23 protein-coding genes and 1 riboswitch are annotated in these 21,836 nt (G+C 39.8%); of the genes, 10 read left to right on the top strand and 13 right to left on the bottom strand.

The window, feature by feature from the left end; translation table 11 throughout:
- Positions 1–22 precede the first annotated feature (22 nt).
- The 7 genes from R2B77_RS08110 to R2B77_RS08140 all read left to right on the top strand — a co-directional run bounded on the left by R2B77_RS08110 (position 23) and on the right by R2B77_RS08140 (position 6,462).
- Positions 23–841: a PRD domain-containing protein gene (locus R2B77_RS08110; protein ID WP_203246388.1), complete on the top strand. Its 819-nt coding sequence runs from the start codon at positions 23–25 to the stop codon at positions 839–841.
- Between the two features lie 66 nt (positions 842–907).
- Positions 908–2,356, top strand: coding sequence for an N-acetylglucosamine-specific PTS transporter subunit IIBC (gene nagE, locus R2B77_RS08115; protein ID WP_203246387.1), 1,449 nt, complete (start codon positions 908–910; stop codon positions 2,354–2,356).
- A gap of 304 nt (positions 2,357–2,660) precedes the next feature.
- A riboswitch (TPP riboswitch) is annotated at positions 2,661–2,769 on the top strand.
- Between the two features lie 101 nt (positions 2,770–2,870).
- On the top strand, positions 2,871–3,881 hold the full coding sequence (locus R2B77_RS08120; RefSeq protein ID WP_404830745.1) for an ABC transporter substrate-binding protein: 1,011 nt from the start codon (positions 2,871–2,873) through the stop codon (positions 3,879–3,881).
- Positions 3,882–3,893: 12 nt separating this feature from the next.
- Positions 3,894–4,184 (top strand): thiamine-binding protein, encoded by a 291-nt coding sequence (locus R2B77_RS08125; protein ID WP_203246385.1) that lies wholly within the window; start codon positions 3,894–3,896, stop codon positions 4,182–4,184.
- A complete protein-coding gene (locus tag R2B77_RS08130) occupies positions 4,181–4,954 on the top strand; it encodes an ABC transporter permease (RefSeq protein WP_203246384.1) in 774 nt (257 codons plus the stop codon). Before R2B77_RS08125 ends, R2B77_RS08130 begins: the two co-directional genes overlap by 4 nt.
- Positions 4,947–5,681, top strand: a complete 735-nt coding sequence (locus R2B77_RS08135; RefSeq protein ID WP_203246383.1) for an ABC transporter ATP-binding protein — start codon at positions 4,947–4,949, stop codon at positions 5,679–5,681. Before R2B77_RS08130 ends, R2B77_RS08135 begins: the two co-directional genes overlap by 8 nt.
- Positions 5,662–6,462: a TatD family hydrolase gene (locus R2B77_RS08140; RefSeq protein WP_203246382.1), complete on the top strand. Its 801-nt coding sequence runs from the start codon at positions 5,662–5,664 to the stop codon at positions 6,460–6,462. The genes R2B77_RS08135 and R2B77_RS08140 overlap by 20 nt, the downstream gene beginning before the upstream one ends.
- Positions 6,463–6,630: 168 nt before the next feature.
- Here the strand turns inward: R2B77_RS08140 and sigJ are convergent, their stop codons facing one another.
- Together sigJ and R2B77_RS08150 are read right to left on the bottom strand one after the other, a co-directional pair.
- Positions 6,631–7,497, bottom strand: a complete 867-nt coding sequence (gene sigJ, locus R2B77_RS08145; protein WP_203246380.1) for an RNA polymerase sigma factor SigJ — start codon at positions 7,495–7,497, stop codon at positions 6,631–6,633.
- Positions 7,498–7,539: 42 nt separating this feature from the next.
- The gene (locus tag R2B77_RS08150) at positions 7,540–8,724 is read right to left on the bottom strand and encodes an NAD(P)/FAD-dependent oxidoreductase (protein WP_203246379.1); all 1,185 of its coding nucleotides are present in this window, start codon (positions 8,722–8,724) and stop codon (positions 7,540–7,542) included.
- A gap of 305 nt (positions 8,725–9,029) precedes the next feature.
- Between R2B77_RS08150 and R2B77_RS08155 the strand changes: the two genes are divergently transcribed.
- Positions 9,030–9,251 carry a hypothetical protein gene (locus R2B77_RS08155; RefSeq protein WP_203246377.1) on the top strand — a complete coding sequence of 74 codons (222 nt, stop codon included), beginning with the start codon at positions 9,030–9,032 and terminating at the stop codon, positions 9,249–9,251.
- 153 nt (positions 9,252–9,404) lie between these two features.
- Here the strand turns inward: R2B77_RS08155 and R2B77_RS17970 are convergent, their stop codons facing one another.
- The 4 genes from R2B77_RS17970 to R2B77_RS08170 form a co-directional block, all read right to left on the bottom strand.
- Positions 9,405–9,554, bottom strand: a complete 150-nt coding sequence (locus R2B77_RS17970; RefSeq protein WP_203246376.1) for a hypothetical protein — start codon at positions 9,552–9,554, stop codon at positions 9,405–9,407.
- Between the two features lie 6 nt (positions 9,555–9,560).
- A complete protein-coding gene (locus tag R2B77_RS17975) occupies positions 9,561–9,689 on the bottom strand; it encodes an SRPBCC family protein (RefSeq protein ID WP_203246590.1) in 129 nt (42 codons plus the stop codon).
- A gap of 92 nt (positions 9,690–9,781) precedes the next feature.
- On the bottom strand, positions 9,782–10,492 hold the full coding sequence (locus R2B77_RS08165) for an NAD(P)H-dependent oxidoreductase (protein WP_203246374.1): 711 nt from the start codon (positions 10,490–10,492) through the stop codon (positions 9,782–9,784).
- The gene (locus R2B77_RS08170) at positions 10,489–11,382 is read right to left on the bottom strand and encodes a DMT family transporter (RefSeq protein WP_203246372.1); all 894 of its coding nucleotides are present in this window, start codon (positions 11,380–11,382) and stop codon (positions 10,489–10,491) included. Before R2B77_RS08170 ends, R2B77_RS08165 begins: the two co-directional genes overlap by 4 nt.
- A gap of 128 nt (positions 11,383–11,510) precedes the next feature.
- Here R2B77_RS08170 and R2B77_RS08175 point away from each other — a divergent pair, with 128 nt between their 5' ends.
- Positions 11,511–12,380 carry a LysR family transcriptional regulator gene (locus R2B77_RS08175; protein WP_203246370.1) on the top strand — a complete coding sequence of 290 codons (870 nt, stop codon included), beginning with the start codon at positions 11,511–11,513 and terminating at the stop codon, positions 12,378–12,380.
- A 166-nt stretch (positions 12,381–12,546) separates the two neighbouring features.
- Here R2B77_RS08175 and R2B77_RS08180 read toward each other — a convergent pair whose 3' ends face one another.
- The 5 genes from R2B77_RS08180 to R2B77_RS08200 all read right to left on the bottom strand — a co-directional run bounded on the left by R2B77_RS08180 (position 12,547) and on the right by R2B77_RS08200 (position 17,846).
- Positions 12,547–12,840, bottom strand: coding sequence for an RNA polymerase alpha subunit C-terminal domain-containing protein (locus R2B77_RS08180; RefSeq protein WP_203246369.1), 294 nt, complete (start codon positions 12,838–12,840; stop codon positions 12,547–12,549).
- Between the two features lie 120 nt (positions 12,841–12,960).
- Complete coding sequence (locus tag R2B77_RS08185; protein ID WP_203246368.1) at positions 12,961–13,656, bottom strand: class I SAM-dependent methyltransferase; 696 nt, start codon at positions 13,654–13,656, stop codon at positions 12,961–12,963.
- A 114-nt stretch (positions 13,657–13,770) separates the two neighbouring features.
- A complete protein-coding gene (locus tag R2B77_RS08190) occupies positions 13,771–14,208 on the bottom strand; it encodes an Rrf2 family transcriptional regulator (RefSeq protein ID WP_203246367.1) in 438 nt (145 codons plus the stop codon).
- Positions 14,209–14,382: 174 nt separating this feature from the next.
- Entirely contained in the window at positions 14,383–16,989 is a 2,607-nt protein-coding gene (locus R2B77_RS08195) for a cation-translocating P-type ATPase (RefSeq protein WP_203246365.1), read from the bottom strand.
- 218 nt (positions 16,990–17,207) lie between these two features.
- Complete coding sequence (locus R2B77_RS08200) at positions 17,208–17,846, bottom strand: 2OG-Fe(II) oxygenase (protein ID WP_203246364.1); 639 nt, start codon at positions 17,844–17,846, stop codon at positions 17,208–17,210.
- 509 nt (positions 17,847–18,355) lie between these two features.
- On the opposite strand from R2B77_RS08200, the gene R2B77_RS08205 reads away from it, so the two are divergent.
- A complete protein-coding gene (locus R2B77_RS08205; protein WP_203246363.1) occupies positions 18,356–19,345 on the top strand; it encodes a VanW family protein in 990 nt (329 codons plus the stop codon).
- A gap of 160 nt (positions 19,346–19,505) precedes the next feature.
- Here R2B77_RS08205 and R2B77_RS08210 read toward each other — a convergent pair whose 3' ends face one another.
- Positions 19,506–20,897 carry a VanZ family protein gene (locus tag R2B77_RS08210; protein WP_203246362.1) on the bottom strand — a complete coding sequence of 464 codons (1,392 nt, stop codon included), beginning with the start codon at positions 20,895–20,897 and terminating at the stop codon, positions 19,506–19,508.
- A gap of 406 nt (positions 20,898–21,303) precedes the next feature.
- Positions 21,304–21,822, bottom strand: a complete 519-nt coding sequence (locus R2B77_RS08215; RefSeq protein WP_203246361.1) for a hypothetical protein — start codon at positions 21,820–21,822, stop codon at positions 21,304–21,306.
- Between the last annotated feature and the right edge of the window lie 14 nt (positions 21,823–21,836).

Consider the following 21,836-nt stretch of genomic DNA (forward strand, 5'->3'; position numbering starts at 1 on the left):
TAAATGAGGAGGTGTCCTTCAGTTGAAGGTAAAAAAAATTCTCAATAATAACGCTGTTGTCGTCCTTGACGGTGAGCGTGAAAAAATTGCGATTGGTGCTGGTATCGCTTTCAATAAAAAGCGTAATGATATCGTCAGCCCTGACAAAATCGAAAAAATATTTGTTATGAGAGAAAATGATAAGCTCCAGCAACTGCTGAGTCGAATTCCGGAAGAGCATTTTACCATCTCTGAGGAAATCATTACATACGCAGAAGATCATATGGGTACCAAGTTAAACGAACATATTCATATCGTCTTAACGGATCACCTATCCTTTGCAATTGAAAGGGTAAGGGACGGTATTCATTTAAATAATAAGCTATTACATGAAATCAAAATCCTTTACAGAAGAGAATTTGAAATTGGTCTTTGGGCAATCCAACATATAAAAGAGAAATGCCAGGTAGAAATGCCTGAAGACGAAGCGGCTTTTATTGCGCTACACATCCATACGATGAAGCCACAAGGAGGTGATTTACACGATACCGTCCGGCAGACAACGATTATCCGAGACATGGTTCAGTCAATCAAGAAGCATTTAACGATTACGATTGAAGAGGATGACATTTCCTACCATCGTCTTATCACGCATCTCCGCTTTACCTTAGCAAGAATGAATAATTATGGCGTGCACACAATGGATGAGGAAATGCTTGTGATGATTAAAAAGAAGTTTCCCCTTTCCTATAATTGTGCAGTCGAAGTCGCGAAGGAATTAGTCGCTGAACATGAAGTTGATTTACCTGAACAAGAATTAGGCTATATCGCACTGCATATTGAACGGTTGCGAAAACCGTAGCAACATGATTTGTCATCATATTTTATTTTCCGATTTTAAAAAACAAGAAACAGGGGTGGATTTATCATGATGAAATATTTTCAAAGGCTGGGAAGCTCTTTAATGCTACCGGTGGCTGTATTACCTGCAGCTGCTATTTTGATGGGTATTGGGTACTGGATTGACCCTACTGGTTGGGGTTCTGGCAACGTAGCAGCCGCTTTCTTAATTAAGGCTGGTAGCTCGATTATTGACAATATGTCTATCCTATTTGCCGTCGGTGTCGCGCTTGGGATGTCCAAGGATAAGGATGGCTCTGCCGCATTAAGTGGTTTAGTCGGTTTCCTAGTTGTCACAACACTGCTAGCAACTGACACTGTAGCTATGCTGCTTGGTATTGATCCTACCGAAGTAAATGCTGCCTTCGGAAAAATTGCTAACCAATTTATCGGTATTCTTTCTGGTCTTATCGCTGCTGCTATGTACAATCGCTTTAGTCATGTTCAATTGCCAACCGCATTGGCGTTCTTTAGTGGTAAACGATTAGTTCCGATTATGACAGCTGCTTCTATGCTAGTTGCTTCTGCAGCACTATTCTTTATCTGGCCAGTTGTTTATACTGGATTGGTTAACTTCGGTGAAGCAATTAGTGGACTTGGCGCTGTTGGTGCGGGTCTATATGGTTTCTTCAACCGTCTATTGATCCCAACTGGTTTACACCATGCTTTGAACTCTGTTTTCTGGTTTGACGTTGCAGGTATTAATGATATCCCTAACTTCTGGGCTAGTAATGGTACAAAAGGTATTACTGGTATGTACCAAGCAGGTTACTTCCCTATTATGATGTTTGGTCTACCGGCCGCTGCTCTTGCCATGTATCATACCGCTAAAACAAAACGTAAAAAACAAACTGCATCATTAATGCTAGCAGCAGGTTTTGCTGCATTCTTCACAGGTGTTACTGAACCAATCGAATTTGCATTTATGTTCTTAGCACCTGCACTTTATGTAGTGCATGCTGCTTTAACAGGTCTATCTCTATTCATCGCTGCTTCGTTCCAATGGACAGCCGGATTCGGTTTCAGCGCTGGTTTGGTCGACTTTGTCTTGAGTTTAAAAATACCTATTGCCAACCAACCTTTCATGTTAATCGTTCAAGGTTTAGTGTTTGCAGTTATCTACTATGTGATTTTCCGTTTCTTAATCGTCAAATTCAACCTGAAAACTCCTGGTCGTGAAGATGATGAGAATATTCAAGATGGAGACGGCGCAGCTGTTGCAGCAGGAGGCAATAAATTCTCAGGCATGGCTGCTACAATTTATGATGGTCTAGGCGGAGACGCTAACGTTACTTCTGTCGATCATTGTGCAACACGCTTACGTATCGAAGTAAAAGATATGAATAAAGTTGATCAAAGCAAAATTAAAACTACTGGTGTACCTGGCATCAACGTTGTCGGATCACAAAGTATTCAAGTTATTGTTGGCACAAGCGTACAGTTTGTAGCTGATGAAATTAAAAAGATGCGTAAATAAGGTATATGAAAAGACCGAGCTCCGTGCTCGGTCTTTTTTCTATTCCCAAGTATATTGTCTAGCATAAATGACTATACTACTAATCACAGAGGGGCGGCACTTCTCTGTCCCGCGTAGGGGGCACTTTCGACGGAAGGTGGAAAACAATACGACGCATAATCCGACTGGGGATTTTCCCGGCAGTGCCGCGACTTACATAGAGAGATGCTACGACTTATCCCCTACTCTATAAGTTTGGACTTGCTTCATTCACACGGATGTGGCAGAGTAGTAGATGTACTAATCATAAAAAATTCATACAGTTACAATTATGTGGGGGGACCAGTCGAACTGGTTGAGATATACTTTGGAAGTATAGACCCTTAGAACCTGATCTGGTTGACACCAGCGGAGGGAACATACTCATTAGCCATGTCTATTGTTTATGCGTTCTTCGGTTGCCCGGAGAACGCATTTTTGTGTTCAAAAGAGATGTATTTTGTGTTCCTTGGGCAACCGTTCACTCGTAATTGCTATGAATCCAAGAGGAGGAATAGGTTTGAGAAAAGTTTTGTTGTTCGTCATGCTTTGTTTGTTGCTGGCGGCGTGTGGTACCGATAAGAGTAATGAATCGAAGAAAGATGGCGAATTAGAGAAAATCCAATTTGTCCTAGATTGGACGCCCAATACAAACCACACGGGCTTGTACGTTGCACAGGAAAAAGGCTTTTTTGAAGAACAAGGGCTTGACGTGGAAATTATGCTTCCAGGTGAAGCGGGTGCTGACCAACTTGTCGCAGCAGGAAAAGCACAATTTGGCATCAGCGCACAAGAAACGATTACAGAAGCGCGTGCACAAGAGATCCCAGTCGTGTCAATCGCGGCGATTCTCCAGCATAATACGTCGGGATTTGCCTCTTTGAAGAAAGCCGGCATTGAATCACCGAAGGATTACGAAGGTAAAACATATGGTGGCTGGGGTGCTCCAGTTGAACAAGCCGTCATCTCTTCATTAATGGACAAAGAACAGGCTGATATCAATCAGGTTGAAATTATCAACATGGGGAATTCAGACTTTTTCACAGCCGTCGAACGTGATATTGACTTCGCATGGATTTACTATGCATGGACAGGCATTGAAGCCGAACTACGGGGCATTGACTTGAACATGCAGTATTTAAAAGATTTCTCTGACAAGCTGGACTATTATACGCCTGTCATTACAACGAGTGAAAAAATGATTAGTGACAACCCAGATACGGTTCGAGCTTTTGTCAAGGCAGTTAAGCAAGGCTATGAATTTGCCATTGACAATCCAGATGAAGCGGCATCGATGTTATCGAAAGCGGTTCCTGATCTCGATGAAGAACTGGTCAAAGCGAGTCAACAATGGATTTCATCAAAATACCAAGACGATGCACCGCGCTGGGGTGAACAAAAACTTGAAATTTGGCAAGGCTATGCAGAATGGATGACTGACAACAATTTACTCGACGGTGAATTTATCGCAGACGACGCATTTACCAATGAATTTTTACCTAAATGAGGAGGAATTATTATGACAAACGCACTCGTTAGTATTCAAATCATACCGAAAACGCCAAATGGCGAAGATGTGATTCCCTACGTCGATGCTGCTATTGCAGTCATTGAAGAGGCAGGTGTCCCTTATCAAGTATCACCGCTGGAAACGACAATGGAAGGTAACTTGACGGAGTTGCTAGCTATTGTCCAAAAAATGAATGAGCGCATGATTGAAAAAGGCTCACTAAGCATCATTTCACAAGTAAAAATATTTTATAAGCCAGACGGCGCTTCCATGGACAAATTGACGGAGAAATACCGTTGAACCACTTATTAAAAAAAGGATGGCGACCTTTATTGGTCATCATCCTTTTACTTACCTTATGGGAAATAGCAGGTCGCCTATTTGATATTCCAGCATGGCTGCTCCCCGTCCCTACGCAAGTATGGCAAGAGGCGATGCACGGATGGACGCATTATTCCGGACACATCTTATCGACCATCCGTCTCACTCTTACCGGTTATACAATTGGCATACTCGTAGGGCTAGCAGTCGCTATATTGCTATTCCGTCTACCCGTATTACAGGAAGCCTTTTATCCGCTTCTGATTTTATCGCAAAACATTCCAATCATTGTTTTAGCACCTTTACTCGTCATCTGGTTTGGTTTCGGTATGTTGCCAAAAGTGATTATCATTGTACTCGTGTGCTTTTTCCCAATTACCATCGCCACATTGGATGGCTTACGGCAAACGGACCGGGATCTATTGCATTATATGAAAATGACAGGGGCATCGAATCGACAAATCTTTTGGAAATTACAATGGCCCTATGCCCTTCCCTCGCTATTTTCTGGTCTGAAAATCGCCGCTACCTATAGTGTCATGGGGGCTGTTATTTCAGAATGGCTCGGTGCGAATAAAGGAATCGGTGTTTATATGACACTGGCCTCTTCTTCATTTAAAACGGATCGCGTATTTGTTGCCATTTTGCTCATTATGATTCTAAGTTTGACTTTTTTCGCTATCATTGCATGGATTGAAAAATGGCTATTCCGCTGGCAGCGACAAGGAGGAAATTCATCGAATGGGTAAGTTACAGTTACAGCAGATTTCAAAATCTTATGGTGATCATCATGTGCTACAAGATGTGTCCTTTCATGTCGATGAAGGCGAATTTGTCACGATTGTTGGCCCGTCTGGCAGCGGGAAAAGCACATTATTTCAACTCATTGGTGGCTTGTATCCACCAGATCACGGTGAGATTATGCTAGATGGCAACACGCTCAACAACTCACGTGGCCACATTAGCTATATGCCACAAAATGCTTCGTTGTTTCCGTGGCGAACGATTTTAGAAAATGTATTACTGAGTTCAGAAATTGCGGGACAAAAAGACACTGCAACTGCATTGGAACTCATTGAAAAAGCCGGACTAAGCGGCTATGAACAAGCCTATCCACACCAATTATCCGGTGGTATGAAGCAGCGCGTCGCCTTTATTCGCAGTCTTAACAGCCCGCAGTCCATCATCTGTTTAGATGAACCATTCTCTGCACTCGATGAATTCACGCGATTTGAAATGCAGGAATGGCTGCTGGCTATTTGGGAGCAATACCGTAAATCGATTGTATTTATTACACATAATATCGAAGAAGCTCTGTATTTATCAGACCGAATTTTAATTCTTTCCGATAAACCAGCGTCCATCCAAAAGGAAATTAGTGTTCCTTTTCCAAGACCACGGACGGAAAGTATGTTGTTGAGTGAGCCATTTATGCAATTAAAAAGGGAGATCCATAATGAGCTACGAGGAAAATAATCAACTGCCAATCATTGATTCACATATCCATCTTGATCAATATGATATAGCCGGACAGAGAGCAATTATCGACGATTTGGAACATCCATCCTCTACACTAAACGGCTTAATCAATGTGTCGATGGATCTCGCTTCCAGCATCAACAATCTCAAGCTTGCGGAAGCTCATTGTGGCATCCATCCCGCCTTTGGCTATCATCCCGAGCAGGGACCACCTTCAGATGCTGACCTACAAGAGCTATTTTCTTTTATGGACATACATAAAGAACGGATGGTTGCCATTGGGGAGGTCGGACTCCCCTATTATTTGAAGGAGAAGAATCCTGACCTACAGCTTGAGCCCTATGAGGAAGCACTCGAAGCATTTATCCGTCAAGCAAACATATGGAATAAACCGATCGTGCTCCATGCTGTGTACGAAGATGCTGACATAGTATGTGATCTATTGGAACGGCATTCTGTGACGCAGGCCCATTTCCATTGGTTCAAGGGTGCACCGTCGACAATCGAGCGGATGATGCGCAATGGTTACTATGTATCCGTGACGCCCGATTGTGTTTATGAACCCGAAATCCAACGGCTCATTGAACAATATCCGATTGAACGCTTACTTGTCGAAACAGATGGTCCATGGCCATTCACTGGACCTTTTGAACATACGATGACGCATCCCACTATGATGCACCATTCTATTGCTAAGATTGCCTCCTTGAAAAAAATGGAGCATCATGATGTCTACCGCCAAGTATATGACAATACGAAAAGATTGTATTTACGTTAAAAGGAGTTGCGCTTAACAATTGCGCAACTCCTTTTCTCTTATTTCGAATGACTTACTTTCAAATTCGGGAGGTTCGGAGGTGGGCTGAATGACGGGATGGAATAGTTTCACAATACCTGCAGTCTTTTGAGCGAACTCCCCTGAATCTGTGAAGCATTCATGAAAAAGTTAAGTTGAGAATAGACGCAGTTTATCCGGATTCCTAACAAAATAGATGTTGCAAATTGAAGTGCCTTCTACATGTATCAATACGACAGCTTCGACAACTTCTCCTGAACGTACAATCAGCCCAGTTTGATCATTAATATCTTTAATTTCAAGATTTACGCCTTCCTCGTAATGCTTTGACTTATGAATGAGACCAAATAGGAAACGGGAAACAAAATCTCGTGATTTGATTGGATGAACGGCAGCGAACGCCTTCCCACCTCCGTCTGAAATCAAGATGACATCCTTCGCAAGCATAGATACGACCTGCTCCATATTATCCTGTTCGAGGGCAGTCACAAATTGACGGACCCATGTTTCGTTAACAGACTCAGAACGAACGGACTCTTCGAAGTTGATGCCCATCTTCCCTCTAGCGCGGCTGAACAGCTTGCGGCTATTTGCCTCCGTTTTACTAATGATTTCGGCAATAGCAGCATATTCGAAGCCAAGTGCTTCCCTTAGAACGAACACTGCTCGCTCCGCTGGGGATAACCTCTCAAGTAGCACCAGCATAGCATATGACAACAACTCGTCACGCACAACATGGTCAAACATTTCATCATTCGAAGTAGGAATGGGCTCCGGAAGCCACTCCCCAAAATACTGTTCCCGCTGTTTGCGCGCCGATTTGTGCAGGTCTCGGCAGCGATTGGTTACCATTTTACACAGATAGGCTTTCGGCTCCTCGGCTATACCTTTCGGATTTACATCATGCACCTTCAAAAATATATCCTGCACTACATCCTCCGCATCAGAAGACGATCCGGTCAACTGATAAGCAAGTGTAAACAACAATCCTTTATACCTAGTGTATAGCTCATCCATCTTCATCACTTCCTTTCCAGGTCCACCCATCCTTAATTCGTTTTATTTGATAAAACTTGCAAAATCCCATGTATATTTTTTTATGCGCCATCCCAACTTGCCTGTTATAACAAAATCAATACCCCATTTACGTACCCAAGTCAATCCTTTCTCTGGACCAAGTCCAATGCAGAAAAAATCCATATAACTTGTATGGAAAGGTGCAGATTTCCCTTCAAGGTCAGCCAACAAAATTTTGCTAAGCCTTGCCGCTTGGGCAATTGCTTCTTTGCAGGTCATCCCGTCCGCACGTCCGCTATGTGGATCCACAATTCTAGCACAATCTCCAATGCTATATACTCCTTGTGCATCTTGAACCCGATAGCTAGAATCAGTAATTACATAACCTTCATCAGTGACCGGCATGCCGATATTTCGCATCAGCGGATTAGGTAGCAAGCCTAGTGTCCAGACACATAGACCGACTGGCAACGTTTCACCACTGGCTAATGTTAGTTTCCCCTCCATTTCTCGAAATACGCGGCTCCCATGGATAACCTTTATTCCACAGTCCTGGAGAATACGTTCCAATTTCATCCCAACCTTAGCCGGACTATCCTGGAAAAGTCTTTTATTCGTATTATATAAGTTGATTTTCACCGCTTCTGGGTCAAGCCCCAGCTGCTCTGCATCCTTGCGAATGTAATGAGCCAATTCAGCGGCGGTCTCTATGCCGCTTATGCCTGCTCCCGCAATAGCTACGGTCATCAATCGCTCACGTTCTTTCGCACTCGTTGCCGTTACAGCCTGTTTCATATTGGCAAGCCATACGCCTCTAATCTTTAACGCGCTGTCCAGCGTCGCCAATGGCATTCCACCCTGTTCCCGGTCAGGCTGCCGAACTACACTTCCAGCCGCCATAACGAGTATGTCATAGTTCATCGCATTCTCATTTCCCATGGCATCTTGATACAACAACTTTTTTTCCCTAGCTTCAATTTTCGTAACTATTGCCCGTACAATCTCCACCCCATCTGGAAACATCTTTGTTAAAGGAATTTTAATGTTTTCATTAGTGACAGCTGGCTTGAACAATAATACTTTGCGCAAGTGATATGAGTTTTGGTCAACTAGAATAAGCCGAAGTGGGTGTTTACTTACTTTATCTTTGAATGTTTTTCGAATCTCTTTCACCACATGGATTCCAGCATATCCGGCGCCAACGACGATGCATGTCAATACTTTCATTTTAAATCTCGTTCTATGTTCATATGTACATAGAACGAGATAAGGAGTCTTTTTGTGACAACACACAATTTTTATTATTCTTTAACTTCCAATGAGGCTCGTGTTTGCGTCGGTATAGATCCTTATTGGACTGAAAAATAAGGAAAATGAACAAAAAGGAGTTGCGTTTAACAATAGCTCAATTGCATTCATTCGAGCGCGCATTGTCCTCATCATATAGTTCGTACTATCATTTCACAAATAATTATTATAAATTGGGGCACGCTATCTCTTGAAGATTCTTTTTAAAATAAGGAGGAAGCACAATGTCTAAGTTCACCCCTAAACCGGACGATCCAGCTGATAATGAAGAAAGGCTCAAGAAAACCATTAGTAATTTTGAAGCAGCCGAAGCAGCAATGGAATTTGCAGAAGGAAAAGAATTGGCTGCCATTCAAGAGAAAAATGTCCGACGAAAAGTAGGCATTCAAAATTTAAAAGATGAAATCATCGAAGAGGATAAGTCACGTATTAACGGGTATCTTTGATGGTAAATTGAAAATAAAGAATCCCTTTTGATGACAACTATTTCATCAAAAGGGATTCTTGTTTTGCAGATTTAGGATTGGCTTCTATTTCAAAAAAATGTTTAAACGATTGTTACCCTTGATAACTAACTTTTCCAGTCTCCACTAATTAATTCAGCCCATGAACATTAAATTCCAGCCATGTTCAGAGCTATCGTGATACTCACCAACTGCTTTTTCAATATCTGCTGGTGTCCAATTTTCTTCATGCGGAACGATGATTTCTTGTGAGAATGTCATTTCACAGCCTTGTTTGAATCCCATTTAACGCTACTGTAATCGTATCACCGTGTCACTAAATTGCGGCATTTTGAAAGTAAATACTAATTTTTTCGGAAGGTCAATTTCGAGATACTCCCAGATTGCCCGATAATCTTTTCCATCGCGACGGTCAACGATTTCACATGTTCTTCCGACTTGCGGATCATTAGTTAATGTTCTTTCTTTATCACATCTTTATATGCTTTTATTATAACAGCAATCAGTAAGAACTACCTAAACTCCTTCTTTAATTGATGATTTTCGTCATAATGGGAAGTAGGAGGATATGGGATAATCGGGATTTCCGTGAGATTGTGTAAACGTCTTTTATATTCTTCTAGATATCGTTTTCGGTCTTCTTCATCATGTGATGGCGTCCAAGAGATGAATGGTTCGACAGGTTCCAAACCAGCAAAGTAAAGCATTCCATGATTAATATGATAAAGTATCTTTTCATTCATATCACCGTCCATTCCATACGGCATATACGCATGTTTAGGAGAGCCTGTTGTTACAGACAACATTGCTTTTCTACCTTTAAGACCGCCAGTATCATATCGATTATCTCGTGAATAAATAAAACCAGAAGCAAACACCCGATCAAACCAGCCTTTTAAAATGGCGGGAACAGAGTACCACCAGATAGGAAATTGGAAAATAACGAAATCTGCCCAAAGAAGTTTCTCTTGTTCTGCCTGAATATCCGGCGAAAAACTACCCGTCTTCGTTGCATGTTTTTGTTCGACTGCATATTTTAAAAAGTTGTCGTTTTGAAGAGATTGAAAGTCCTCACGGTCAGCAACAGCTTTGAAATTCATCGCATATAAATCCGACACTTTGACTTGGTGGCCTAAAGACGTTAATTCCGAAACGGCAAGATCCTTTAAAGCACTATTGAATGATTTGGGTTCTGGGTGCGCGTGAATAATTAATATATTCATGATTGCATCTCCTCTAGTTTACATGTATTTTTTCCCAATTGTTTTTTGGATGTAGTGTTTGCAACGAGTACACCGGCTAAAATAAGCATGGCGCCAAAATAGCCTTGTACCCCCATATTTTCATGCAGGAAGATGAATGCCAGTATAGCTGAAAAAACAGGTTCAAGCGAAAAGAGAAAACCGACGCTTTCGGGTGTCGTGTACTTTTGTGCAATGGGCTGCATGACAAAGCCGTAAGCAGAGCAGAGGAGTGCCAGCCCAAGTATCGCAAACCATTGAATTGCACCGCTCGGCAAAACAGGTGTTTCAAATAGAAAGGTTCCAATGGCTGCAAATAAGGTAGCGAATCCCAGTTGATAAATCCCTAGTTGCAGAGCATCAACCTTACGTACAGATGGGTTTGTAACGACAATATGAACCGCATAAAGGAGGGCGGCAACTAAACAAAGTAATGTGCCAGATGCAATAGTAAAATCATTTCCAAACAGTAGTAATGCTAGACCAATCGAGACAATTAGAACGCCCCACACAATTTGTTTACTTGGAAGTTTACGTGTAACGAATATTTGTAAAATCGGAACGAGAATAACTGTTGTACTCGTCAGGAAACCGGCTGTAGAAGCAGTCGTGTTTTTCATGCCATACATGAGCGCAATGAAAATTCCGCATAGCAGGACCCCCAAAATCGCACTGTATTTCAACGTTTTAGCATCTACACGGATAATTTTCTTGAAGAAGATTGCTCCCATAACGATAAACGCAATGCCAAATCGTAAAGCGATGATTGTTATTGGTGGTATCGCATCCACGGTGAGTTTCATAAAGATATACGAGGCTCCCCAAGCGAATGAAACTGTAGCTAAAATCCAGTTCGCCTGTCGCTGAGTCATAATTGTAAGTCCTACCTTTCATCTAATACTCTAATGATTAGCTTTATCGTATCACCTGTACTTGCATTAATAAAATTAATATTTATAATGAATATATCAGTTTTACTAATCTAAAGGAGTGTAAAAGAATGAATTCGTATGACGCTTTTATCAAAATTATTGAAACAGGCAGTTTTACCAAAGCAGCTGAAGAGCTTGGTTATACACAATCTGCTATTAGCCAAATGGTCCATTCATTAGAGAAGGAGCTTTCGACCAAGCTGATTTTGCGTTCCCGTAAAGGGGTTGCATTGACGCCGGATGGCGAGGAGTTTTTACCTTATATTAAGAATATACATAATTCACACCGGGAATTGATTGAAAAGCATAACGAGATGCAGGGACTAGAAAGTGGGATTATCCGAATTGGAACGTTTTCAAGCGTTTCATGCAATTGGCTGCCAGGATTGATGAAGGATTTTAAGGAGCGATATCCAGCTGTTCATTTTGAATTACATCAAGGGGAATATACGAATATTTCTAATTGGATTAAAGAAGGAAGCGTAGACTTCGGCTTTGTCAATCCAACTGCTGTATCGAATTTGACAAGCATTGCACTACAAAAAGATGAAATGCTTGCTGTATTGCCAATGGATCACCCTTTAGCAACGCATCACAATGTTTCCTTGAAAGAATTAACGAATGACCCCTATATACTTTTGGATGAGGGCGAACTAAGCGAGCCGTTAACCATTTTTAAACAAAATAACCTAGAACCCAATATCCAATATCGCGTGCATGACGATTATACGATTATGGCCATGGTTGAACAAGGGCTCGGGCTGAGTATTTTACCTGAACTTGTCTTAAATCGCTGCCCGTATAACATTGTAACGAAAACGATCTCTCCATCTGTTTTTCGTACAATCAGTTTGGCATACAGGGACAAAAAGGTACTGCCGATAGCAAGTAGATATTTTATTGACTTTATCATCGAGAGATATGGAAATTCTGTTTGAAGTATTTAAGAACCTACAACTGTCATAATGCTTGTCGATAGCGTTTTGTGGACAACAAAAAGAATCCATCTTGAATAAAGATTAATCAAAATGGATTCTTTTCTTGCTAATTGATAGGTAAATTGAATAAAAAGGGATGTTAGTCACCAAGGTAGAATTTTCCTCTTTACCGTTTAAACGTCAATCCACTTTCCTCCAAAGACGTCCTAAGTACAGGTAGAGAAGCTGGGCCAATGCCATGAAATTGTAAAATTTCCTTTTCACTATAGGTGGCTAATTCTTGCAACGTTATAATGCCATGATGCTCCAACGCTCTTCTTGCAGGTGCCGAAAGCTTTGAAAGAAATCCATTAGCCGGCTTACGCTCTTGCTCGCAGGTCGGACAGACTGGACAATCACTGCTCTTATAGTATTCGTGCCCGTTGTTGCATACCCGTAAACTTCCTTTTGAAGTTGTCATGATTAAGTGTCCCTCCTTACGATTCGTACTTGTATTTATTATACAATACTTCGGTTAAAACAAATTTGGATTCCATCATGGTGTGTGGCGCCCCTTCTCTATGGTTGTTAAAAAGATGCATCATTTCGCATGGCAAATCCATCCCGCGAAAAGGCCCGTTGAGTAAAATCGGGTACTATTCGTAAAACCAGCTTCTTCTAATAATCCTTCAATCTGCTTTTCAGGAATGAAAGAGATCCTCATAATCCCTTTGCCCATCTCGTCCAATTTAGACGATTCGTACCCAACATCATGGAAAAAACTTTTCCATACGTTTATTCTGTCTTGAAGTTCGGCTTCGGCAGGATCTCCGTACGCACTGACAAGCACGAATGGAGCTCCCGGCTTCAAATTATCCTTAATAGCTCTAAGCAGTTCCAACTTCTGTTGTACATCGTCTATGAAGTGAAGAACTAATATACAACTCGCTGCGTCGAACTTCGCATCTGAATGTGGCAGGTCAGCAATCGTACCCTGAATAAGTCTGACACGATTTTCTAAGCCGAGTTGAATCGATTTATGCTCAGCCATCTGAAGCATCTCTTTAGAAGGGTCAACTCCGGTAAATGTCCATTTAGGGTTAGACGGCCCCCATGCGGCAAGTTCATTTCCTCCACCTGCTCCAACTACGAGTAATGCCGCCTCTTTTTCACCCCATTGAGCTCGAAAATAAGATTGAACCATCGAAAATAATGTATCATATGTGGGAATCGAGACTCGTGCGTTTGCCTCATATGCAAGAGTATTTTTAGAATCAAATGTAAGTTCTTCAGTCATTGTTAACCGCCTCCATTATTTAAGTATGCACTAGTGTGTACAGGTGAAACACCTATCTCTCATTTTCAATTAAGCATATTACAGATTTCTAATATCTCTAATTAACCTAAAAAATTAATTGGTATGCTCACAATCAATTTTTTTCGACTCGATTTGTTTTGCAATATCACTTATATATTTACTATTTAATTCATCATTCATCTTGTGTTCTGCCGCCATCATCACATTTTCAATCAAACAATCTTCATGTTTAAATATATCTTCGTGCTCCAATGAACAGTTGAATAATGTTGTCTTCCCTTCAATCGCATGAATGACGTCTAAAAATGAAATCTCTTGCGACTGTCTAACAATACTGTAGCCACCTTTAACACCTGGAGTCGATGCGATGAGTCCTGCTTTCACAAGTTTCGTTAAAATTTTAGACAGATATGTAGATGACAAATTTTGCATGTTTGCTAACTGCTCCACACCAACAGACTTTCCCTTTTCGGTTAACGTTAAATAGACCATCGTATGTAAAGCATAATTTGTCGCTCTTGAGTATTTCACTGCTTCCCTCCTCATCTACAACCATTATAGACCTTTAATATCTAGAATTCATTTTATAGCGCAAAGCGAAAAATATCAAGTTATTTGTATTCACTCATTTGGTGTTGGTACCCGTTCTTTACATCCAATAAAAGAAGCCTGTTCAGCATAAATACTGAAACAAGCTTTTAACCATTATTTCCGTCTCACAAATAACACCTTGTACCACTGATTCACCAAAAATGGCATAACAGACAAGCTATAAATAAACCCTAATTGCGTGCCACTTAAAGGCGCGACTTCAAACATGCCCGTAAGTGATGGCATAAATAACACTGCATGCAAACATAAAAAACCGATTAAAAAAGCTAGCCACGTATACATATTCGAGAACAGACCAATGGTGAAAATCGATTCTTTCGATCTAGAGTTAAAGCCATGTACTAATCTTGCCAAACATAAGGTTGTAAATGCCATTGTACTGGCTGTTTGCGTATCTCCCGTTGATAATCCCATTCGAAAAGCAATAATCGTAGCGATTGCAATTAGTACACCTTCGAGTATCACCTGAGTCGTAAATGCTTTATTCAATAAAGGTGTTTGACTATCCCTCGGCTTGTCCTTCATGGTCTTCTTATTATGCGGCTCTAAACCGATAGCAATGGCTGGCAAACTATCAGTCAACAAGTTAATAAATAATAGATGCACCGGTGCAAAGGGAACCGACAAACCTAATACAGTTGCATATAACACAACAAAAATAGCACCTGCATTGCCTGATAATAAGAATAGAATGGCATTTTTAATATTCGTATACATGCTGCGGCCATTCGAAATCGCTTTGACAATCGTTGAAAAATTATCGTCTGTTAAAATCATGGAGGATGCATCTTTCGCTACCTCGGTACCGGTTATGCCCATCGCCACACCTATATCAGCTTGCTTTAAGGCAGGGCCATCATTGACACCATCTCCCGTCATCGCAACGACATGTCCTTTTTCCTGCCAAGCCTTAACAATACGAATTTTATGCTCGGGGGTTACGCGGGCATAGACAGAATAATCTTGAACCTGTTCTTGTAGTTGTTGATCTGTTAATCCTTCAATTTGATAGCCTTCAATTGCTTCCGATGGATCATTTAAAATGCCAATTTGTTTGGCAATCGCAATGGCTGTTATTTTATGGTCACCTGTAATCATAACGGGTTTAATACCCGCTTTTATACAGCTGTCAACTGCTGCTTGTGACTCTTTTCTCGGAGGATCCATCATCGCCAATAAGCCGACAAAGATGAAATCCCTTTCAACCCAGGCATCCATAGGTTGATGTGCCTGTATCCCTTTGTAACCGATTGCCAATACTCTTAATCCATTCATCGAAAAATCACGATTCACTTCTTCAATTTTTTTGCGTTGCTCTTCCGTCATCACATGTACACCTGTAGACGTTTCGATTTTCACAATTTTAGGTAGTAAAACGTCTACTGCTCCCTTGGTAATCATGACAGTTTGCTGATTGACTCGATTCACTGTCGTCATGAGCTTTCTATCAGAATCAAAAGGAATTTCCGTCAGTCTCGGATAATGATCTCTGGCAATTAATTCATCAAAATTATATTGCTTTCCTAACTTTACAAGTGCAATTTCGGTAGGATCACCAATTTCTTTCTGATCCCTTTCCACAGCATCATTACATAACAGTGCTTGGAGGATCAATTTTTTCTCTATACTATTTTTCATTTGAAGTTGATCGTGAGGGATCACTTTCTGATCCACATAGACTTGTTGCACCGTCATTTTATTTTCGGTTAATGTGCCGGTTTTATCTGAACAAATCACAGATACACTGCCCAGACTTTCGACAGCATAGAGCTTTCGGATAATGGCATTTTCCTTGGCCATTTTTTGGGTCCCAAAAGCTAGCACAATCGTAACAATCGAACTTAATGCTTCTGGAATAGCTGCGACTGCCAGCGAAACCGCAAACATGAACGATTCGACTAACTCGCGCCCTCTGAATAGGTCAATCGTAAAAATAGCTAAACAGATTAACGTAATCCCTAAAGCTAATTTTTCTCCAAAATGATCGAGACTTACTTGGAGAGGTGTTTTTTTCTCTTTGGCAGTGTCTAGTAAATTAGCGATTTTCCCGATTTCCGTTTCCATACCGATAGCTGTCACGACAACAATCCCACGTCCATTAGTGACAAAGCTGCCCGTGAACACCATATTCTTTTTATCACCAATGGTTACCTGTTCTTCCTCGATCAATTCGATACTTTTCGCTACAGCCACTGATTCACCTGTTAGCGAACTTTCGTTGATATGCAGATTATGGCTTTCTACTAATCTGCCATCCGCGCTTATATAATCGCCAGCATCCAAATAAAGCAGGTCTCCAACCACGATATCTTCTGAAGGAATTTCTACTAGTTGGTTATTCCGCATTACTTTCGCGACTGGAGAGGTCAAAGTCTTCAGGCTATCCAACGACTGCTCTGCCTTTACATGCTGCACAGTGCCGAGGATGGCGTTTAGAAGCACAACAATCAGTATGACAATCGTACTTTCCACTTCACCTAATAGAAATGAAATGAAAGCGGCAATCAATAAAATAATGACCAATAAATCTTTAAACTGTCCAAAGAAAACGGCGAGGATACTTGTCCTTTCTCCTTCCGCTAATTCATTCGCACCATATATTTCTTGTCGCTTCTGGACGTCAACATCACTCAACCCTTGATTTGTAACGCCTACTTTTCCCATGACTTCAACGGAGGATTGCTGATGAAATTCGGACATTCGATTCTCCTTCCAGTATGTAATTGGTAGACTATCATGCCATCGAATAGCCACTTTGGGCTTGTCCTTTCTTAGCAGGCAGTCAATTCGTTTACATTTTTTCACTATCCACTCCACCAATACTATTCTTCGTTCTGTTCCAGTATGCTAATTTTTTCAAAAATAAAAAGCACTCATACTGAGCGCTTTTCGTGTACTATTAAAATTCCAATTCGGTTTCATCTTACTTTTTGTTTTCTCATCCATTGCGTTGCGACCCACTTTTCTCCCGTTATAACTGGTGCTCCACCATGTAAAGTTAACTCATTTACATTTTTATCGGTATAGAAGTACTCAAAATAAACGGCTGTACCCTTTTGTGGCGATACTGAAAAATCAATTTTCGGGAAAAAAGTTTCTCCACCTTGTTCTACGTCATTTAAGTACATAACGAGCGTACTAATTCTATTATTATTTGCTGCTTTACTTGTTGATGAAAAAAAATCATAATGAGCTTTATACTCTTGGCCAGGCGTGTACTTCAGGATTTGAATGCCTTCACCGTGTTCAATCGGGATATTCATAATAGATGAGATTCTTTTTTCAACTCTAGCAACAATTTCGTTTTCACTTTCTTGTAAAAACATACTACTACTTGTTCTCAATTCATTCACTTCATGTGTCGCCCCAATTTTTGAACGTTGCATGTTGTCCTTTGCTAATCTAATTAGTTCATCACATTCTTCATCACTTAACACATTTCCTAAAATCACGATTAATGGTTCTTCTAATCTAGTGATTATCGCAATCTCTCTATCCGTATTTATTGTATTTCCAACGTGATCAAATATCGTTTGTTCTTTATTCTCCTTTATCAACTTCAGGCAACCCCTTAGACTATTTAGTTTTCAGAACGAATACGTTTTTAGATAGTGATTATAAGTGTTAACAGTTTTCTTTCACTTCAAACACTCGATTAGTAGGGGATGCATTATCCTTTCTTTTCCAGACTTATTTTACCACGCGAATTTAACATGTCGCAAGTTTGAAAAGAGTTTTAATATTTGCAATAATTACTAGGATATGACATTCCCTAAGAATATCTTAAAAACATTTTTTTCTATAAATATGAATCGACAGTAGCTATGAGCATGCACAGAGCACCATAACTGACAATACGATTAACAAATAGAACTGAGCAGTTTGTAACGTTAATATTGTTTGCACAAACTCTCTAACTTCATTGTGTATAACTAGTAGCAAACTCTAGGTCTTCTATTTGATATCCCCTCAATAGAATAATTGCTAGCGTTAAAATTTCACACTATCATTCCAACTTGAATAAGCTATCAAATTAGAAATACCTTATAGCAGGGAGTACGATAGTATGAAAAGATGGATTGTTGCACTGGTAATTCTATGTTCAATCGGATTGGCAGGGTGTATAGAAAAAACAGTAAATGAAGAATTAGAAACAAATGATAATGAACAGAAACAACCGATGGAGGATCTAAAAACACCCGTAACTTATGATAAAGAAGCAAAAAAGGAAACAAATCCTTTAGTTTTAAATATCATTGATCCAAATACGTTAGAAATAATTAAAACTATATCACCAATAGATTTAGGATATGAAACAGATTTCGAAACATATAAAAAGGAAATTGAAAAATTAGCCTATGAATTAGCAAGAGGTACGGAAACAGAAGCTGGTTATGATAAGAGAATGGTTCTTGATAAAATGGATGAAGATGGTCAGATCATTAAAGGAAGTCCAAGGATTATTTTAAAAGAAAGTGAATTGGTGGATAGGATTGTAGAAGCATCATTGACTGGCAAGGATATTGAAATTCCTTTGTATGTTACAGAAAGTAGTTATAATGTTGAAGATATTGCTCACTTAGAGGACGTAATAATTGCTTCTTATACAACTTATTTCAACATCTCAGATGTAAACAGGAACAAAAATATTGAACTTTCAGCAAAGGCTATCAATAATGTGATCGTTGGGAGTGGGGATTATTTCTCATTTAACGACATAGTCGGGCCGAGAAACGAACTAAATGGCTACGAACCGGCACCGGAAATAATTAATAAGAAACTCGTCATGGGTATTGGCGGAGGGGTTTGCCAAACGTCCTCAACACTTTTTAATGTAGTCGACCAATTATCAGTAAAATATATTGAAAGGCATCATCATTCATTAGATGTGGGCTATGTGCCAAAAGGAAGAGATGCAACCGTTTCGTATGATGCGTTAGATTTTAGATTTCAAAATACACAAGATGGACCTTTTTTATTAAAAGCGATTTATGGTAATGGCTTTCTTACGATAGAAGTAAGAACTTCGAGAGAATATGAAAATATAGAAGGCTAGTCCATTCCGCTTTCAATGTATTTGACTTTCATTTAATAACTCAACTTTCGCACAGTGAAAGTTGAGTTATTAATAAAAACTATCTTATAAAAATGATTTTTTATAAGATAGTTTTATTTTGAGATATGGAGAAAATTTCCCACACATTCAATAATGCTTTTTAAATCCCCGGTATTAGGATTGTCATCTTCACTCCATCAGCTGTACCATGAAAGGCATAAACAGGTTGATAATAGCCTTTCGAGTCTAACTCATAGCTGACTTCCACTTTCTCAATATGTAAAGTTTCTATTCTGCGACTTTCAGAGTAATAGTTAAACTCTCCATCTAGCACTTCTTTATATGCCTCTTGCTCACTCTTTATTTCAATCTCCCTTACCTTGTCATAAGTTATTAATTGATGGTCAATTTCCTTCACCATATCATCACTATAATAATCCATCACTAAATAACCGTTTATTAACTGATTATCGATTACCTTGTGATCTACCGTCCACTTATAAATACCCGTATCAACCTGTTGAAAATGCGCATCTTGCGGAATAGCTATGCCGAATTTTCCTACATTTTCTATTAAGGTTTCTTCATCTGTATCCTTTGGCTTTTTATCCTCGTCAAAGCTTGAAAAATCCTTATAACTATAACTTCCATCTAAATAACGAAACCATATATTATGAGATCTTTCACCTCTAATCCAATAAACACCTTCACTTTGATAAGAAATGATTTCCATATCAAACGTGTCAAGATTCATTTTCCCGAAAAAATCGCTGACAAATTCATTCGCGGCAGTTTTCGTATAGCTCGGCGCCTTATAAACCGGGACTGTTCTACGTTGATCGTCCAACTGAACATCCATTGTAATGATTGTTTGTGTCATATTCGTTTTATGAATAGGTACGATGGAGAGATTTCCAAACTCCTTCAAATAGTAGTATGCAAACATGCTGCCGGATAGGATAATCACTAGCAATAACGGTGAAAAATAGAACAGGGACCGCTTAATTTTCTTCTTTTTGATGGTCATGAAACCCATTATAATACCATATCCGATGATGGCGCCCAGCAGATTATTAAATAAATCATCTAGTTCAAAAATACCGTATCCTGTGAGTAACTGCACACTTTCAATGGAAAGAGTAAATAATCCTGCCATTCCGATTGTCCATCCTGCTTTCCGGAAACGGGCATGCAATAATGGCAAAAGGATACCGAACGGTACAAACATGAAAATATTTAAATACAGAAACTGCCAATCTCTTACACTAAAATCATACCAAGCTTCCCGGTACGAAGTAAGGAAAGATAAATTCATACTGCCCTGGAAGTTTGAACCTCTATTCAAAAAAGTAACGCCAATCACCATGATGACATAACCAGTAAGCAAACCTACAAGGAATAGCCGCTTCTTAGAAAGGCTTTTATTCCCTCTCGAAAGCTTTTTATAGACAATGAAATACCCTAGAAAAAATATTACCGCCAAAATAAGTATGGTTATTAATGCCAGAAAAAAATAATCCCTAACGATACTAATGATTTCTTGTACTCTCATTTTTTCTCTCCTTCATACTTAACGCCACATAGCTGATTGAATCACATTCCTCGAATAAAAATCTAGCACCTACATTATAAACAACACTTGTGCAAGGGTTGTCCCTAGCAATCTTGAAATAATCATCAAATCCACAATGAGTAACTTCTTTATTTTTAATAGTGACTTGCCCCAAATTTAATCGAAACTCGACACTTAACAAAAAAACATCCGTTCACCAAGTATAAGTGAACGGATGTAAAATATCCAAATATTTAACTGTTTTGTTCGAATTATACTAGCTACGTGAAATAGCTTCTTCTTCGGATTTGCCGATTATTTTATGCCACTTGGTTGGTGCCTTCCACTATGGGAATCATTTCGATATTAAAAGTAACTTCACAGTGAACTGCCACAAAGAGTATCATTATCTTATCCCCTTCAACACGTCCAACGTTTCCAAAACATGATCCAGCAATTCTGCAATATCCGCCATATGTTCCTCAGTTATTTTAGACTTGAAATTCATGTCTATACTATTGAGATAACTGGACGCTTGTTGCCCATGTAGGAAACTCAATGTTTGCGTTAGTTGGATATCCGTTTCCCAAATCAAATTCAGTGCTTGCTCAATCTGCGGGCATTCGATGGCGACGTTTCGAACAGTTTTGGTAAAGCGCAAAGACAGGTTGCAGCCTAGATTTTCTCCAGGCACCTCCAATATTTCCCCTGCTAACTCTTTGACAGATGCTTGTAGGACAATTTCTGCTGCAATGTCTTGTTGATTGACGAGCGTAAATTGGATCGCGAATTTCCGTGAGAGAATGGCAAAATCCATGCAATCTACCCGATTAATAATCGTTATTTTTTCATCTATATTGTCTAAATCATAAACGTGGTTTTCAAACGCTACTTTCAAATTTTCAAAAATGGTTGGATCGTACATATTAATACCTCTCC

Source organism: Sporosarcina beigongshangi (assembly GCF_033485195.1).
Classification (GTDB): domain Bacteria; phylum Bacillota; class Bacilli; order Bacillales_A; family Planococcaceae; genus Sporosarcina; species Sporosarcina beigongshangi.

Bases quoted from the DNA above. Each gene is read 5' to 3' on its own strand.
- nagE (WP_203246387.1), top strand. From the start codon at position 908: ATGATGAAATATTTTCAAAGGCTGGGAAGCTCTTTAATGCTACCGGTG.
- R2B77_RS08120 (WP_404830745.1), top strand. From the start codon at position 2,871: ATGAATCCAAGAGGAGGAATAGGTTTGAGAAAAGTTTTGTTGTTCGTC.
- R2B77_RS08125 (WP_203246385.1), top strand. From the start codon at position 3,894: ATGACAAACGCACTCGTTAGTATTCAAATCATACCGAAAACGCCAAAT.
- R2B77_RS08135 (WP_203246383.1), top strand. From the start codon at position 4,947: ATGGGTAAGTTACAGTTACAGCAGATTTCAAAATCTTATGGTGATCAT.
- R2B77_RS08140 (WP_203246382.1), top strand. From the start codon at position 5,662: ATGAGCTACGAGGAAAATAATCAACTGCCAATCATTGATTCACATATC.
- sigJ (WP_203246380.1), bottom strand. From the start codon at position 7,497: ATGGATGAGCTATACACTAGGTATAAAGGATTGTTGTTTACACTTGCT.
- R2B77_RS08150 (WP_203246379.1), bottom strand. From the start codon at position 8,724: ATGAAAGTATTGACATGCATCGTCGTTGGCGCCGGATATGCTGGAATC.
- R2B77_RS08155 (WP_203246377.1), top strand. From the start codon at position 9,030: ATGTCTAAGTTCACCCCTAAACCGGACGATCCAGCTGATAATGAAGAA.
- R2B77_RS17970 (WP_203246376.1), bottom strand. From the start codon at position 9,554: ATGGGATTCAAACAAGGCTGTGAAATGACATTCTCACAAGAAATCATC.
- R2B77_RS08165 (WP_203246374.1), bottom strand. From the start codon at position 10,492: ATGAATATATTAATTATTCACGCGCACCCAGAACCCAAATCATTCAAT.
- R2B77_RS08170 (WP_203246372.1), bottom strand. From the start codon at position 11,382: ATGACTCAGCGACAGGCGAACTGGATTTTAGCTACAGTTTCATTCGCT.
- R2B77_RS08175 (WP_203246370.1), top strand. From the start codon at position 11,511: ATGAATTCGTATGACGCTTTTATCAAAATTATTGAAACAGGCAGTTTT.
- R2B77_RS08180 (WP_203246369.1), bottom strand. From the start codon at position 12,840: ATGACAACTTCAAAAGGAAGTTTACGGGTATGCAACAACGGGCACGAA.
- R2B77_RS08185 (WP_203246368.1), bottom strand. From the start codon at position 13,656: ATGACTGAAGAACTTACATTTGATTCTAAAAATACTCTTGCATATGAG.
- R2B77_RS08195 (WP_203246365.1), bottom strand. From the start codon at position 16,989: ATGTCCGAATTTCATCAGCAATCCTCCGTTGAAGTCATGGGAAAAGTA.
- R2B77_RS08205 (WP_203246363.1), top strand. From the start codon at position 18,356: ATGAAAAGATGGATTGTTGCACTGGTAATTCTATGTTCAATCGGATTG.
- R2B77_RS08210 (WP_203246362.1), bottom strand. From the start codon at position 20,897: ATGAGAGTACAAGAAATCATTAGTATCGTTAGGGATTATTTTTTTCTG.
- R2B77_RS08215 (WP_203246361.1), bottom strand. From the start codon at position 21,822: ATGTACGATCCAACCATTTTTGAAAATTTGAAAGTAGCGTTTGAAAAC.